Origin of the sequence: Maribacter sp. 6B07 (genome assembly GCF_002700155.1) — a bacterium.
GTDB classification, from domain to species: domain Bacteria; phylum Bacteroidota; class Bacteroidia; order Flavobacteriales; family Flavobacteriaceae; genus Maribacter; species Maribacter dokdonensis.
In genome coordinates, this window is sequence record NZ_PDUT01000001.1 from 702,671 (window position 1) to 717,387 (window position 14,717).

A 14,717-nucleotide genomic window follows, 5' to 3' on the forward strand; every position below is an offset into this window, starting at 1 on the left:
AAAAATCTAAAAATATCAAATAAAAAGATATATATGCTAACATTTGATAATATAAAGAATCACAATACCATTAATTGTAATTTTACAGTGATAAAAATCCATATTTAAAAAATAATAATAAATGAATAACGAACAAAAGATAGATGAGCTGTTGACCAAGTTAATTCAAGAAAAAGATAGAGTTATTGGTTACCCGGTTGCAAAGGACTTTGATTATTCTAGGCTATATGAATTTTTAAAACACCCCATAAACAATGTTGGCGATCCCTATGAGGACAATACATACAAAGTACAAACCCATGAAATGGAGCGCGAAGTCGTTGATTTTTTCGCAAAGCTTTTTAGGGCAGACCCAACCGATTTCTGGGGGTATGTTACCAATGGAGGATCCGAGAGTAATTTATATGGTTTATACTTAGCAAGGGAATCTCACCCAAAAGCCATGGTTTATTTTTCTGAATCTACCCACTACAGTGTAAAGAAAAACATACACTTGCTTAACTTACCAAGTATTACCATTAGAGCTCAAGAAAACGGTGAATTAGATTACGAAGATCTTGAGAATACGTTACAGCTGAACAGAGATAAACCTGCCATTATCCTTACCACCTTTGGCACCACAATGACAGAAGCCAAAGATGATGTATCTGAAGTAAAGAGAATACTGAAGAAATTGGCTATTCAAAATCATTATATACATTGCGATGCTGCCTTGGCCGGTTCTTACGGTCCATTTATTGAACCTCGTATACCGTTCGATTTTCAAGACGGTGCTGATAGCATTTCAATTAGTGGCCACAAGTTTATTGGTTCCCCGTTTCCTTCTGGAGTAATCATTGCAAAGCGTTCATTAAGAGATCGTATTGCAAGGGGCATTTCATACATTGGTTCTTTAGACACTACCATAACCGGCTCTAGAAATGGCCATAGTCCATTATTCTTATGGTATGCCATTAAAAAAATGGGCGTAAAAGGGTTAGAAGCACGGTACCGACATAGTTTAGAGACCGCCGAATATTGCAAGGAAGAATTACAGAAAATAGGAATTAACGCCTGGACCAATAAAGGTGCCATTACCGTTGTACTTCCCAAGGTGTCCGAGACCATTAAAAAGAAATGGCAATTGGCTACAGATGATATTACACATGTAATTTGCATGCCCAATGTAACCAAGTCTCAAATTGATGAATTTATAAAAGATTTGGTGGCTGAAAATATGCAACCAAAAGCTGAGACAACTCATAAAGAGTTTCAATTACATTAAAAATTCACAAAGTTTAAACTTTCAACTTATATAAATAACACCCTGTCTCATTTTTTTTGAGCAGGGTGTTTGCAGTAATACCATAATACAACAAGCTAATCTTCAGAAATACTTCCTCATAACATTTTCGAACATTACTAATTGAAAGCGACAGTTCACTCATTTTTCATTGCATTTAAAATTACCTTGGCACAGTTTTGTATTGTAATTTTACTATGATGAAAAAACTATATTTAATCTTAACTGTATTCATGTTTTCACAATTTGGTAATGCCCAGGCAAATAATTCGTACGATCAACTTTGGCAACTGGTAGACAAACATGAGCAAGAGAACAGGACCAAATCTGCACTACAAGTTGTAGAAACGATTTTTTCAAAGGCAAAAGAAGAAAACAATTATACGCAAACCATTAAGTCATTATTGCATAAGTCTGCTTATGTAATGACACTTGAGGAAGATGCTGAACTGAACATTGTAAATGAGTTTAAATCTGAAATTGAACTAGCAGATGCCCCTACCAAACAAATTCTGCATAGTCATTTGGCTAACTTATACTGGCAGTATTTTCAATACAACCGATACAAATTTTACAATAGAACAACCACCGAAAGCAAAGTTGACCCAATAGATTTTAGAACATGGGATCTAAACACCCTTTTTAAGGAAATAGACGAACATTTTTCGGCCTCGTTAATGAGTGCAGAAAAAACCCAAAGTTTAGCTATTTCAGATTTCGACGAAATACTACATATTCAAGAAAAAACCAGAATATATAGACCTACACTTTTTGATGTATTGGCACATACCGCCTTAAATTTTTATACATCAAATGAAAATAGCATTAACAGGCCACTTAATACATTTGAAATAGATGACCCTAAAATTTTGTGTGAGGCATATACTTCTAGTTTTTTGAAGTTCAGCGACCTCAAAAATACATCGTTACAAGCCAAAGCTTTAGGCATTTATCAGGAACTAGTAGCGTTTCACTTTGGTAACCCCGATATTAATCCCTTGGTAATGGTAGATATAGCGCGCCTGTTGTTCATTCATAAAAATGCCGTTTTCACCAACAAGGACAATTTGTTCCTAGAGGTACTTCAAAACTCTGCAGAGAATATTAAACATAGTCCGCTTTCAGGGTTATACTCCTATGAAATAGCAAAACATTACCAAGAAATAGGGCAAACATACAATCCATCTACCAGTACTGATTACCAATGGAAACTAAAGCAAGCTGTAGATTTGTTAGATGGTGTAATTGCCAAGTTCCCAAACACCCTTGCCGAACAAAAATGCATTGCCTTAAAATCTGAAATCCAAAAACCCAACATTCAATTAACTACCGAAAAATTTTTAGCCAAGAACACTGTAGGTCGTATTCTAGTCAACTATAAAAATGTAGAAGAATTAGACCTTACAGCTCGGAACATCACCCAAAAGCAAATAAACAAATTAGATGAGCTTTATGACACTGCCAACAAACAAAAATTCATCAATGCTTTACCTATAGATACTTCATGGACTGCTCCCTTAAAAACGGAACATGATTTTCAAATGCATGGCATTGAAATTTCTTTACCATCATTAACGAACGGCAATTACGTAATTACTGCAACATCTAAAGATGAACTGGGTAATTTCTTTAGTTTCACAACCGTACAAGTTACCGACTTAGCTATAGTTGAGACACAGACAGGCACCCACAACCATTATCAAGTTATTGATCGTAGCAACGGAAAACCGATCTATAACGCAGAGGTTGTGCTCGCGTATAAAAAGAATTATAGAGACAATATAAACTCCAAAACCTACCATACAGATAAATACGGTAAAATTATAGTAGCAAAAGGTAAAGACAGTTGGAGCCAGATTGATCTTACTGTCAAAAAAAATAATGAAACTGCCTATTTTAAGAATTACTATTTAAATAGGTATTATAGCCAAAACAAGTCTAGCACTAGGCATTCTTGTTTTTTATTTACCGATAGAAGCATTTATAGACCAGGACAGCCTGTGTATTTCAAAGGTATTGCCATACAACAAGAAAACGGAGTTTCTCAGGTTTTACCTAACAAAGAGATTGAAGTAGAACTGCATGATGTAAACGGACAAAAGTTAGAGACATTAAAGCTAACAACCAATGAATATGGTTCTGTCTCAGGAGAATTCATTTTACCAAACTCCGGTCTTACGGGCGGCTACTCCCTACACACCTATTCAGATGAATTTGATCTATCGGGTTACGCTAGTATTTCTGTAGAGGAATACAAACGCCCCAAGTTTGAAACCAATTTTAAACCTGTTACAGAAACCTATAAAGTAAATGACAGCGTAGTAGTAAAAGGTGAAGCAAAAGCGTATGCAGGCAGCGTTATTTCTGGCGCAAAAGTGGTGTATCGGGTAAAGCGAGTAGTGAACTTACCTAGATGGTATTATTGGTCAAGACCTTATTTTAATATCGCACCTCAAGAAATAACCCATGGCGAAACCATTACAGATGTAAATGGCAACTATGAAATATCATTTATTGCTGCTCCAGACAATAGTATTGACAGTTCTAATCTACCAACATTTAATTTTGAAGTTACCGCAGATGTCACTGATATTAATGGTGAAACAAGAAGTACGACTACCCATGTTGCCGTTGGATACCATTCCTTAAACGTTACTTTACAAGTACCGGAATTCTTTGACAAAACAAAAAAAGATAACAAGATCAACATTGCCAGCACCAATTTAAATGGTGAATTTGCAGCTACAACGGGCGAAGTAACATTATACAAACTACAAGCACCAGATCATGTTTTAAGACCAAGACCCTGGGCTGCACCTGATTATAGCGGTTTTACCAAAAAGGAATTTAAAGAACTCTACCCACATGACGCCTTTAAAAATGAAAACGACCCTAGTCAATGGGAAAAAGAAAAGGTAATCTGGTCATCTAATTTCAATACGGCCGAATCAAAAGAAATAGCTTTTGGCAAAACAAAAAATTGGAAATCAGGCAAATACAGACTAGAGTTAAGTGTAAAAGATAAATTTGGACAACTAGTAAAAGATGTTGCCATTATTACATTTTCTGGTGAGGAAAACGTATTGGCAGACAACCAATTGTTTCAGGTCAAAACCGATAAACATCAATATGAAATAGGAGATACCGCAAAGGTCACTTTTCTTTCAAGTGCAAAGAATTTGAACGTAACCGTTGTTATAGAAAAGGACCAGAAAATTACAGATGTAAAAATCCTTGCGCTGAACAACGATTCCAAAACCTTTTCCATACCCGTAACAAAGGATGATTTAGGCGGATTCAACGTAAATTACAGCTACGCTTTTGCCAATGACTTTACCACGAACAAGCAGACCATTTCAGTACCCTATCCTGCTACAGATCTTCAAATAGAAACCATTACTTTTAGAGATAAGTTAGCCCCTGGTACAGAAGAAACATGGTCATTTAAAATCAAAGGACCAAAGGGCGAAAAGGTAAGTGCAGAACTTTTAGCCAACATGTTCGATGTTTCTTTAAATCAATTCAGACCACATTATTGGAATTTTAATCCATTAAGCAAACCAAACTATTATTCAGAAAGCAGAACCAATGCACAACATAGTTTTGCCACAAGTAGTTTCTATACCCAATTAAATTATGAAGGTGTAAGCTATCCTAACTTGTCATATGATTCCTTTGACTGGTTTGGGCTAAATTTTGTCACTGGCGGCATGTTCTATGAAACACGGTCTACCGCATTGGCATACTCAAAATCTCCAATGAGAAAGGCTCAAATGGCTAGTGACGCAGGTTTAGATGAAATGGTGGTTACGGGCTCAGCTGTAGCATCGGAATTATCTGGAGCAGTTGCCGGCGTAGAAACAGAGATATTGGAACCAACAAAAGAAACGGATTTAGATGCGCTATCCATTAGAAAAAACCTTCAAGAAACGGCATTTTTCTTCCCAAAATTATTAACGGATAAAGATGGTAATATTTCGTTCACGTTTACCACTCCCGAAGCGCTAACTCGGTGGAATATTCAATTATTGGCACACACTAAAGCTTTAGAGAGCAGCATTATTAATTTAACCACCGTTACTCAAAAGGAACTAATGGTAACACCAAATGCACCACGCTTTTTACGTGAAGGGGATACTATTACCATAAGCAGTAAAATATCTAACTTAACCAATAAGAACCTTAAAGGAATAGTACAATTAGATTTAACCGATGCGTTGACAGGTACAGATATCACAGCGCAGTTGTTAACCAACGCTCAGCAACAAAATTCATTTTCTATAGATTCTCTTGGTAACACTCAAGTATCATGGAACCTAAAAATTCCTGAAGGGCTACAAACGGTTCAATATAGAATCATTGCAAAAGCAGGTGATTATTCAGATGGTGAACAAAACATGTTACCGGTGCTATCCAACAGAACCCTAGTTACCGAAACTTTACCTATGTGGGTTCGTAGTAACCAAACGAAAACCTTTACCCTTAACAAATTGAAAAACACGTCTTCAGCAACTTTAGATCATCATAAGTTAACTTTAGAAATGACATCTAATCCTGCTTGGTATGCAGTACAAGCGCTACCTTATTTAATGGAGTATCCGTATGATTGCAACGAGCAGACCTTCTCTAGATATTATGCAAATACATTGGCAAGCCACATTGCCAACAGCAACCCTAGAATTCGTGAAGTATTCGATCAATGGGCAAATTCAGATGCATTATTGAGCAACCTAGAGAAAAATCAAGAATTGAAATCGCTTTTAATTCAAGAAACCCCATGGCTCAGAGATGCACAATCTGAAACCGAACAAAAGAAAAGAATAGGGTTGTTGTTCAATTTGAGCAAAATGAAAAATGAGCAACAATCAGCATTGAACAAACTTGTACAGAATCAGAATTCTAACGGAGCTTGGTCATGGTTCCAAGGCGGTCCGGACAACAGGTATATTACTCAGCATATCATCACAGGTATGGGGCATTTGAACAAATTGACAGACTCAGAAGCTAACGACACCAATGATTTGTCAATTTTATTCAATTCCAAATCAGAAATGATTGAAAAAGCTATTGAATATCTTGATGACGAATTCGTAGCTGAATACGAACAAATGAAAAAATATACCTCCAATATTGATGACGACCATTTGAGTACCCACCAAGTACATTATTTATATATGCGTAGTTTTTTCCCTGAAATAGAAACTTCTAAAAAGGTGCAGGAAATTACAGCTTACTATACAAAACAAGCACAGCAATATTGGACTTCTAGAGGGTTATACGCTCAAGGCATGTTAGCATTGACCTTACATCGTATGAACGATACCAATACAGCTAATAAAATAATACGTGCTTTAGAAGAAAACAGTATAACCAATGATGAGTTGGGTATGTATTGGAAAAGTAACACCAGTTCATGGTTTTGGTACCAAGCACCTATTGAGACCCAATCATTACTCATAGAAGCATTTTCAGAAATTAAACCAACAGATGTTGAAACCATTGACAATCTAAAAATTTGGCTATTAAAAAATAAGCAAACCAATCAATGGAGTAACACCAAAGCTACTACCGAAGCTGTTTATGCTTTATTATTACAAGGCAGCGATTGGTTATCCGTAACCGATGCCGTAGCTGTAATTATTGGCGGAGAAAAACTAAAGCCTTCCACTTTGGAAGATGTCAAAGTAGAAGCTGGCACAGGGTATTTTAAAACCGCGTGGAACGGTAAAGAAGTTGCACCAAAAATGGGCGAGGTCCAAATAACTAAAAAAGGAAATGGTATTGCTTGGGGCGCATTGTACTGGCAGTACTTTGAAGATTTAGATCAAATAACAAGCGCAAAAACGCCGTTGCAATTGAAGAAAAAAATCTTTTTGAAAAAGAATACCAATTCTGGAGAAGTACTCTCTGAAATTACCGATAAAACCTCATTACAGGTGGGCGATTTGGTACATATACGTATTGAACTAAAATCTGACCGAGACATGGAATTTATTCACATGAAAGATATGAGGGCAGCAGGTTTTGAACCGGTGAACGTAATATCTAGATACAAGTGGCAAGATGGGCTGGGTTATTATGAAAGCACCAAAGATGCCAGCACCAACTTCTTTTTTGACTATTTACCTAAAGGGGTTTATGTATTTGAGTATGATGTAAGGGTCAACAATGCAGGTAACTTCAGTAATGGTATTACCACCATAGAAAGTATGTATGCACCAGAGTTTAGCAGTCATAGTGAAGGTGTTCGGGTATCTGTTGAAGATTAACCTCATTACGAACGTAGTGAAGTAATCTGCTTGTTGGCTGACTAAATACTTATTCGTGACCATTAACAGACAGATTGCTTCGTCGCAAAAAGCTCCTCGCAATGATGTATTGAAAAAAAAAGGGCGCTACATAGTAGCGCCCTTCTATATTATGATAATTAATAAATTACCAAATACTTACTCTTTTCTCTGGAGCTAAGTACATGTCATCACCCTCTTTGATATCAAAAGCATCGTAAAATGCCTGAATGTTCAACAATGGTTGAGTAGCTCTAACCAGACCAGGAGAGTGTGGATCCGTTTTGATCTGCGTTCTTAAAGCTTCATCTCTACTCTTAGTTCTCCAAACCGTAGCCCATGACATAAAGAAACGCTGCTCTGCCGTAAAACCATCAATATCTTCAGGACGCCCATTTTCAGCGTAGTATTTCTGTAAACCATCATAAGCACCTAACAAACCACCTAAATCTCCAATGTTCTCACCTAAGGTAAACTTACCGTTTACATATACATCTGGTAAAACCATAACACTGTCATACTGCACCGCCAAAGCATCGGCTCTTTCTGTAAAAGCTGCCAAATCAGCTTCTGTCCACCAATTCTTAAGATTTCCATCGGCATCAAAACGAGAGCCGCTATCATCAAATGCATGAGAAATCTCATGTCCTATAACAGCACCAATACCACCATAGTTTACGGCTTCATCTGCAGTATAGTTATAGAAAGGAGGCTGTAAAATTGCTGCAGGAAAAACAATCTCGTTATTCAGTGGATTAAAATATGCATTTACCGTCTGTGGAGACATTCCCCATTCCGTTTTATCCACTGGCTCACCAATTTCTGAGTAGTTCTTTAATTCTCCCCATTTATTAACAGCGGTCATATTCTCAAAATAAGACTTATCGGCAGAAACTTCCATTGTAGAATAATCTTCCCATTTATCTGGGTAAGCAATCTTAACAGTGAATTTATCCAACTTTTCTATAGCCTTTGTTTTTGTAGAATCGCTCATCCAATCTAAAACAGCAATACGCTCTTTGAAAGCATCGATCACGTTGGCTATCATTAACTCTGCCTTCGCTTTTGCTTCTGGCGGAAATTTAGCATCTACGTATAACTGACCTAAAGCTTCACCAACAGTACCATTTACGGTTGCCAATGCACGCTCATCTGCTGGGCGTTGTTCCTTAGCCCCTCTTAGGTATTTGCTATAAAATTCCCAATTGGCCGTTTCAATTTCAGTAGTCAATTTACCGGCTGCGCTGTTGAACGTATCCCATCTAATCAATGTCTTAATATCTTCAATAGGTGTTGTTTTCAAAAACTTGTCCAAAGCTTCGGTATACCTCAACTGGGTTACCAAAAGGGTATCGAATTTTTTGGTGATTCCTAAATCGGAAATCATCTTTTTCATATCAATAGTCGACATCATCTCGTCAACTTCAGCAACAGTTCTTGGATTATTGTAGTTTCTAGCATCTCTACGCTCTACTTTATCTAAGCGAGGTTCTGCCAATTGTGTCTCCAATGCTAAGATCTTATCCGCTGCTTTATTAGCATCTGCTTCAGAGTCACCCAATTTCTGCAACATTTTAGAAACGTGTTTTTTGTACTCTTCACGAATTTCAATAGATTTTTCATCTTCCTCCAAATAGAAATCACGATCCGGCAACCCTAATCCATTAGCTCCTAAATAAACGGCATTCATGCTACTATTATTTAAATCTGCACCAGCACCAATATTAAGGAAAGGAGAAGACACCGCGGCATTGGTAGCCAAAACGGTCTGTAGATCTTTTAGATTTTTTATCGATTCAATTTCCTTAAAAGCAGGTTCCAAAGGAGAAATACCTGCCTTGTTTCTAGCTGCGGTATCCAACTTTGTATCAAAAATGGCCAAAGCCTTAGCTTGATCGGTATCTGCAGCGTAGTTACCACTCTCTTTTGCTGTAGCCAATATTTTCAACACATCGTCATCTGTAGATTTACGAAGTACACTGAAGCCTCCCCAACTTGTTCTATCATCAGGAATTTCAGTAAACTTCATCCAATTTCCGTTGACGTAATTATAGAAATCTGATTTAGGGTTTTGGGTAGTATCCATATTGGCAAGAACAATACCAGGAATTTTTTCTGCCTCGGCAGTTGGTTTAGCCTCTTCTTTACAAGAAGCCAATGCTACCAGACCGGCAGCAAATAAATAAACTTTTTTCATTTTGTGAGTTAGTTTTTAAACGTGTCGATTTATAAGACGTACATTTTGAGTTTTGTTACAAAAACAACACGATTTTATTTTTACATATAAAAAAATAACTACCAATTCACAACATTAATATTTGATTTCTAGCAATTTATCTATAAAAAAAGAATTGAAAAATACGAGAAAAATCTTCTAAACTCACTGAAAACACCACTTTACTCATTATGAGTTTTATAAGAATACCCCTAAACCTACTTTAGAACTATAATTAAAACAACCGCATTATGAAAAGCACATTAACAATTTCAGTAAAAGAACCCTGCAAAGAAAAATTTAATAATTTTAGTACAACTGAAAAAGGAGGATTTTGCCAAAGCTGTGAAAAAGAAGTTATAGACTTCACCAAGTTTTCAGATAAAGAACTTGTACGTTACCTAGGCACTACAAAAAAGAAAACTTGTGGAATGTTCAAAGCTTCTCAACTGAAAACCTATGAAACCAATTCTTTACACGTTATGAACAGTTCAATGATACATAAAGGCATAGCTATGATGGGTTTTTCATTATTAGCTCTTTGCGCAACAGAAGTTAAAGGTCAAGAATCTGCGAGTATTCAGTCCCCAACAGAAGTGGTTTCCACAGATATAATGGGCGATATTTCATACGTTGAGACAATACAAGAAAAACATACAGTGACCGGTACTATAGTAGATGAAGCCAATGAGCCGCTACCGGGAGTAAATGTTGTTCTAAAGGGTACAGCAATTGGTACACAAACAGATTTTGATGGTAATTTTGAATTTCCGCAACAGCTGGTAGAGAATGATGTATTGGTCTTTAGTTTTATTGGTTACGAAACCAAAACTTACAAAGTAAAGGCTAATGAAAACGCTAATATTAATCTGAACATTTCTTTTGACACTTATGATGTTGAACTAATGGGCGAAGTGGTTATAGGCGGTGCATATTCCAGCAAAAGAAATATTTTTCAGAAAATTGGAGATATCTTCAGAAAATGAGAATTAGCCAATTGCTATTCATGTTGTTATGCGCTATAACGTGCATTGCCCAACGATCGGATTTTCAGGAAATCGATTTTACTAAAGCCGATAGTATTGCGTTGAAATACAAAGGTGCAAGTCTAAAAAACATTCCTGTACTTACCCACAATCTAACCTCTTCTTTACAAACCGATATAGAAAAGATCAGGGCAATCTATACGTGGATAGGAACCAATATTGAAAATGATTATTCGTCATACCTGAAAATAAGCCACAAAAGAAAAAGGCTTGCTAAAGACAGGCAAGCCTTTCTAGATTGGAACACTGGCATTACACCAAAAATATTCAAAGCTTTATTGGAACATAAAAAAACTGCCTGTACAGGTTACGCTTATTTGGTTAAGGAAATGACCAACCTGGCAGGATTTGAATGTGATATTATTGATGGCTACGGACGAACCCCTACCTTACTTTTAGAAGAAGATAGCGCCCCTAATCATTCTTGGAACAGGATAAAGGTGAATAACAAATGGTATTGGTGCGATGCAACTTGGTCAGCAGGGGAAACTATTATTCTTAACGGTGAACCTATGTTTAACCCAGATTACTTTGATGGATATTTTTTAGCGGAACCAGAATTATTCTCTAAAAACCATTTCCCCATAAATACAGCTAAGCAAAACACTATAAATACTGAAACGTTCAAATCATTTATAAAAGCACCAGTTGTGTATAAAGAAGCTTTTATTGAGCCAATAATTTCAATTGCACCAAAGAACATGCATAACCAAATTACCAAGGGAACCAGTGTATCGTTCAAATTGAAAGTCCCCGATGATTTCAATGAAAATATACATCTTCTGTTAAATAAAGGAGGTGGTCAAAAAGTTATAGAACCCACCATTACCAAAGAGGAACGCGAAATCATTTTACAACATACGTTTGATAAAAAAGGAAGTTATGATGTACATATATCTACCAAAGACTATCTTGTAGCAACCTATGTAATCAAAGTAAAATAAAGCACTTTAGGGCAAGCCCATGAGGCATTCAAAGAAAACAAATTTTTAAATTTGAGCCAAGCCTCGGGGTATTATACCCTTTGACGGTGCCAATAAAATTACTCCGGTGGATACTTACTAAATATCTTATCTACAACCGCTTGTAATTTTTCTGATTTTTCTTGAGGTGAATCCCCTTCACGAAACGGACTTTCACTTATTGCCTGCCAAATAAGAATATCCTTGTTCGCATCAACAAAATCAATTTGCAGTTCGCGGGTAAGTTTAGGTCCACCTACGGGTATGCCAATGGAAACACCACCACCTACTCTACCGCCTCCGCCGCCAAGGCCTACACCAACGTTGTTCCCAGATTGAGATCTAAAAACACTACTTTTAATATTGATAAAAACATCTGGCTCTTCCGCAAACATGTAACCTTTTTCACCGAGAGTGGCATCTAGGGCATCCATGAGTCTTTTTTCGTCCAATTCGCTTAAGCCGGTTTCCATATCACCAAAATAGTTATAAGTAGAATAGGAAGAAAAATCGGTTTGGCTATCATAATCATAATTAACCCTTGCCACACCGCAAGAAGTCAAAACAACCAATAAAGCACCAATTAAAATTGTTCTCATAACAAGGTATTTTCTTAAAATTAAAGAAAATATAAGAGTAAACTATGTTTTTACACAGGTATTCGACTAAGCGTTAAGCATAGCCCAAAGTTTATCTTTTAATTCTACTATACCCATTTGTGCAACTGAAGATATGAACATAAAAGGTGTATCGCCAAACTCGGTATTGAGCTCTGCCTTCATCTCGCTCATTAATTCATCGTCCAACATATCACTTTTAGAAATACAGATAAGTCGTTCCTTATCTAACAATTCTGGATTATAGCGGCGCAATTCATCCAACAAAATTTCATATTCCTTACTGATGTCTTTACTGTCTGCAGGAATTAAAAACAATAAATTAGCATTACGTTCTATATGTCTTAAAAAATAATGGCCCAAACCTTTACCTTCTGCGGCACCTTCAATAATACCAGGAATATCTGCCATTACAAAACTTTTGAAATCACGGTACTCCACAATCCCCAAGTTTGGTTTTAAGGTGGTAAACTCATAGTCCGCAATTTTTGGTTTTGCAGAGGTAATTACAGATAATAAAGTTGATTTCCCGGCATTGGGAAAACCTACCAAACCAACATCTGCCAATACCTTAAGCTCAAGTAAAAACTCGCCTTCCAAACCATCTACACCTGGCTGTGCATATCTTGGTGTTTGGTTGGTGGCCGTTCTAAAGTGCCAGTTACCTCTACCGCCCATACCACCTTCCAAAAGTATTTTTTCTTCGCCATGTTCCGTAATCTCAAAAAGAATTTCTTTGGTTTCAAAATCCTTTATTACAGTACCTAACGGCACATCTAAATAAACATCTTCCCCATCTGCACCGGTACTTCTGCTCTTACTACCATGTGCCCCATGACCTGCCTTAAAATGCTTTTTGTATTTAAAGTTCACCAATGTCCAAAGGTTTTCATTACCGCGAACAATTATGTGACCTCCACGACCACCATCACCACCGTCTGGACCACCTTTGGTAATAAATTTTTCACGGTGCAAATGCACAGATCCCTTGCCTCCTTTACCAGAAGCCAAACTTACCTTAACATAGTCTACAAAATTACCTTCGGTCATTAGTATCTTTTCAGTTCAAAATCCTTGCCGATTACATTAAGACAAGGTTCTTATTATTTTATATCCTCTATCACTTTGGTTAAACGTTCGGTAATTTCTGCAATTGTACCTATTCCGTTTACACTATGAAATTTACCCTGCGCTTCATAAAACTCTTTTACAGGCGTGGTTTTTTCGTTGTATTCATCAAAACGATTTCTAATCTTGGCAACATCTTGATCATCACTACGACCGCTTACTTTACCCCTTTCCAAAAGGCGCTCTATTAAAATTTCATCATTTGCCTCTAAAGCAATAGTAGCGTTAATGCCCATATCTTTAGACTCTAAGAAATTATCAAGTGCTTCGGCCTGTGCAGCAGTTCTTGGGAAACCGTCAAAAATAAAACCATCGGCATCTGGGTTTTTCTCCACTTCGTCCTGTAGCATTTTAATAGTAACCTCATCTGGCACCAACTCACCTTTATCAATATATGATTTGGCCAAAGTACCTAACTCCGTTCCATTTTTGATATTGAATCTAAATACATCTCCAGTAGAGATGTGCTTTAAATTATATTTTTCCTTTAAAAATTGTGCTTGTGTGCCCTTGCCGGCTCCTGGCTTACCAAAGAGTACAAGATTGATCATATGTTTTTGGTTTAATTGGTATACTTCTTTTAAGTTTCTTCCTTGCTCGTTATAATCTAGCCCATATCCTACAATAAAACTATCTGGTATGGCCAGTCCGAAATAATCTATGGCGTACTCCCCTTTGTAAACATCTGGTTTATAAAAAAGACTGGCGATTTTAAACTCTTTTACCTTCGTCTTCGAGAACAAATGCACAAGTTGCTGCAAGGTACGCCCGGTATCAATAATATCCTCTAAAATGATAACACTTCGTCCTTCAATATTATCGGGCACATCCAATAAGGTTTCCACTATGCCCGTTGAAGTTAAGCCTTGGTAGGAGCTCAATCTTACAAAAGATACTTCACATGGATGCTCATAAGCCTTTAAAAGGTCAGAAACGAACATAAAAGACCCGTTTAGAACACCAACAAAAATAGGCACCTCATCTTTATAGTCTGCCGCTATTTGATCTGCCACAGATTTAACGGCCTGCAAAATTTCAGACTCGCTTAGAAAAGGTTTGAAAAACTTATCGTGAATTTGTATCAATTTTCATAGATTATCAAGGTTTGCAAAGATAAGGTATTGGCTTGTGTTTTTAATTAGAAAGGAATTGGTTTCTAAGATTTAACCGTATTTTTGTA

At 36.7% G+C, this 14,717-nt stretch carries 8 protein-coding genes; 4 read left to right on the top strand and 4 right to left on the bottom strand.

Annotated elements, in window-relative coordinates; translation table 11 throughout:
• Positions 1-121 precede the first annotated feature (121 nt).
• Together CSC80_RS03030 and CSC80_RS03035 are read left to right on the top strand one after the other, a co-directional pair.
• Positions 122-1,264, top strand: coding sequence for a histidine decarboxylase (locus CSC80_RS03030; RefSeq protein ID WP_099189676.1), 1,143 nt, complete (start codon positions 122-124; stop codon positions 1,262-1,264).
• A 251-nt stretch (positions 1,265-1,515) separates the two neighbouring features.
• A complete protein-coding gene (locus tag CSC80_RS03035) occupies positions 1,516-7,551 on the top strand; it encodes an MG2 domain-containing protein (protein WP_236973314.1) in 6,036 nt (2,011 codons plus the stop codon).
• Positions 7,552-7,717: 166 nt separating this feature from the next.
• Here the strand turns inward: CSC80_RS03035 and CSC80_RS03040 are convergent, their stop codons facing one another.
• Positions 7,718-9,766: a M13 family metallopeptidase gene (locus CSC80_RS03040; protein ID WP_099189681.1), complete on the bottom strand. Its 2,049-nt coding sequence runs from the start codon at positions 9,764-9,766 to the stop codon at positions 7,718-7,720.
• A 269-nt stretch (positions 9,767-10,035) separates the two neighbouring features.
• Between CSC80_RS03040 and CSC80_RS03045 the strand changes: the two genes are divergently transcribed.
• Positions 10,036-10,770 (top strand): carboxypeptidase-like regulatory domain-containing protein, encoded by a 735-nt coding sequence (locus CSC80_RS03045; RefSeq protein WP_099189683.1) that lies wholly within the window; start codon positions 10,036-10,038, stop codon positions 10,768-10,770.
• Entirely contained in the window at positions 10,767-11,774 is a 1,008-nt protein-coding gene (locus CSC80_RS03050; RefSeq protein WP_099189685.1) for a transglutaminase domain-containing protein, read from the top strand. Before CSC80_RS03045 ends, CSC80_RS03050 begins: the two co-directional genes overlap by 4 nt.
• 98 nt (positions 11,775-11,872) lie before the next feature.
• On the opposite strand, the gene CSC80_RS03055 is transcribed toward CSC80_RS03050, so the two are convergent.
• The 3 genes from CSC80_RS03055 to CSC80_RS03065 all read right to left on the bottom strand — a co-directional run bounded on the left by CSC80_RS03055 (position 11,873) and on the right by CSC80_RS03065 (position 14,622).
• Positions 11,873-12,391, bottom strand: coding sequence for a DUF4136 domain-containing protein (locus tag CSC80_RS03055; RefSeq protein ID WP_058103871.1), 519 nt, complete (start codon positions 12,389-12,391; stop codon positions 11,873-11,875).
• 66 nt (positions 12,392-12,457) lie between these two features.
• Complete coding sequence (gene obgE / locus CSC80_RS03060; protein ID WP_099189687.1) at positions 12,458-13,459, bottom strand: GTPase ObgE; 1,002 nt, start codon at positions 13,457-13,459, stop codon at positions 12,458-12,460.
• 53 nt (positions 13,460-13,512) lie between these two features.
• Complete coding sequence (locus CSC80_RS03065) at positions 13,513-14,622, bottom strand: adenylate kinase (RefSeq protein WP_083414243.1); 1,110 nt, start codon at positions 14,620-14,622, stop codon at positions 13,513-13,515.
• Positions 14,623-14,717: the final 95 nt, after the last annotated feature.

What these genes read in the sequence shown, in the direction of transcription:
- CSC80_RS03030 (WP_099189676.1), top strand. Translation starts at nt 122, where the DNA reads ATGAATAACGAACAAAAGATAGATGAGCTGTTGACCAAGTTAATTCAA.
- CSC80_RS03035 (WP_236973314.1), top strand. Translation starts at nt 1,516, where the DNA reads ATGTTTTCACAATTTGGTAATGCCCAGGCAAATAATTCGTACGATCAA.
- CSC80_RS03040 (WP_099189681.1), bottom strand. Translation starts at nt 9,766, where the DNA reads ATGAAAAAAGTTTATTTATTTGCTGCCGGTCTGGTAGCATTGGCTTCT.
- CSC80_RS03045 (WP_099189683.1), top strand. Translation starts at nt 10,036, where the DNA reads ATGAAAAGCACATTAACAATTTCAGTAAAAGAACCCTGCAAAGAAAAA.
- CSC80_RS03050 (WP_099189685.1), top strand. Translation starts at nt 10,767, where the DNA reads ATGAGAATTAGCCAATTGCTATTCATGTTGTTATGCGCTATAACGTGC.
- CSC80_RS03055 (WP_058103871.1), bottom strand. Translation starts at nt 12,391, where the DNA reads ATGAGAACAATTTTAATTGGTGCTTTATTGGTTGTTTTGACTTCTTGC.
- obgE (WP_099189687.1), bottom strand. Translation starts at nt 13,459, where the DNA reads ATGACCGAAGGTAATTTTGTAGACTATGTTAAGGTAAGTTTGGCTTCT.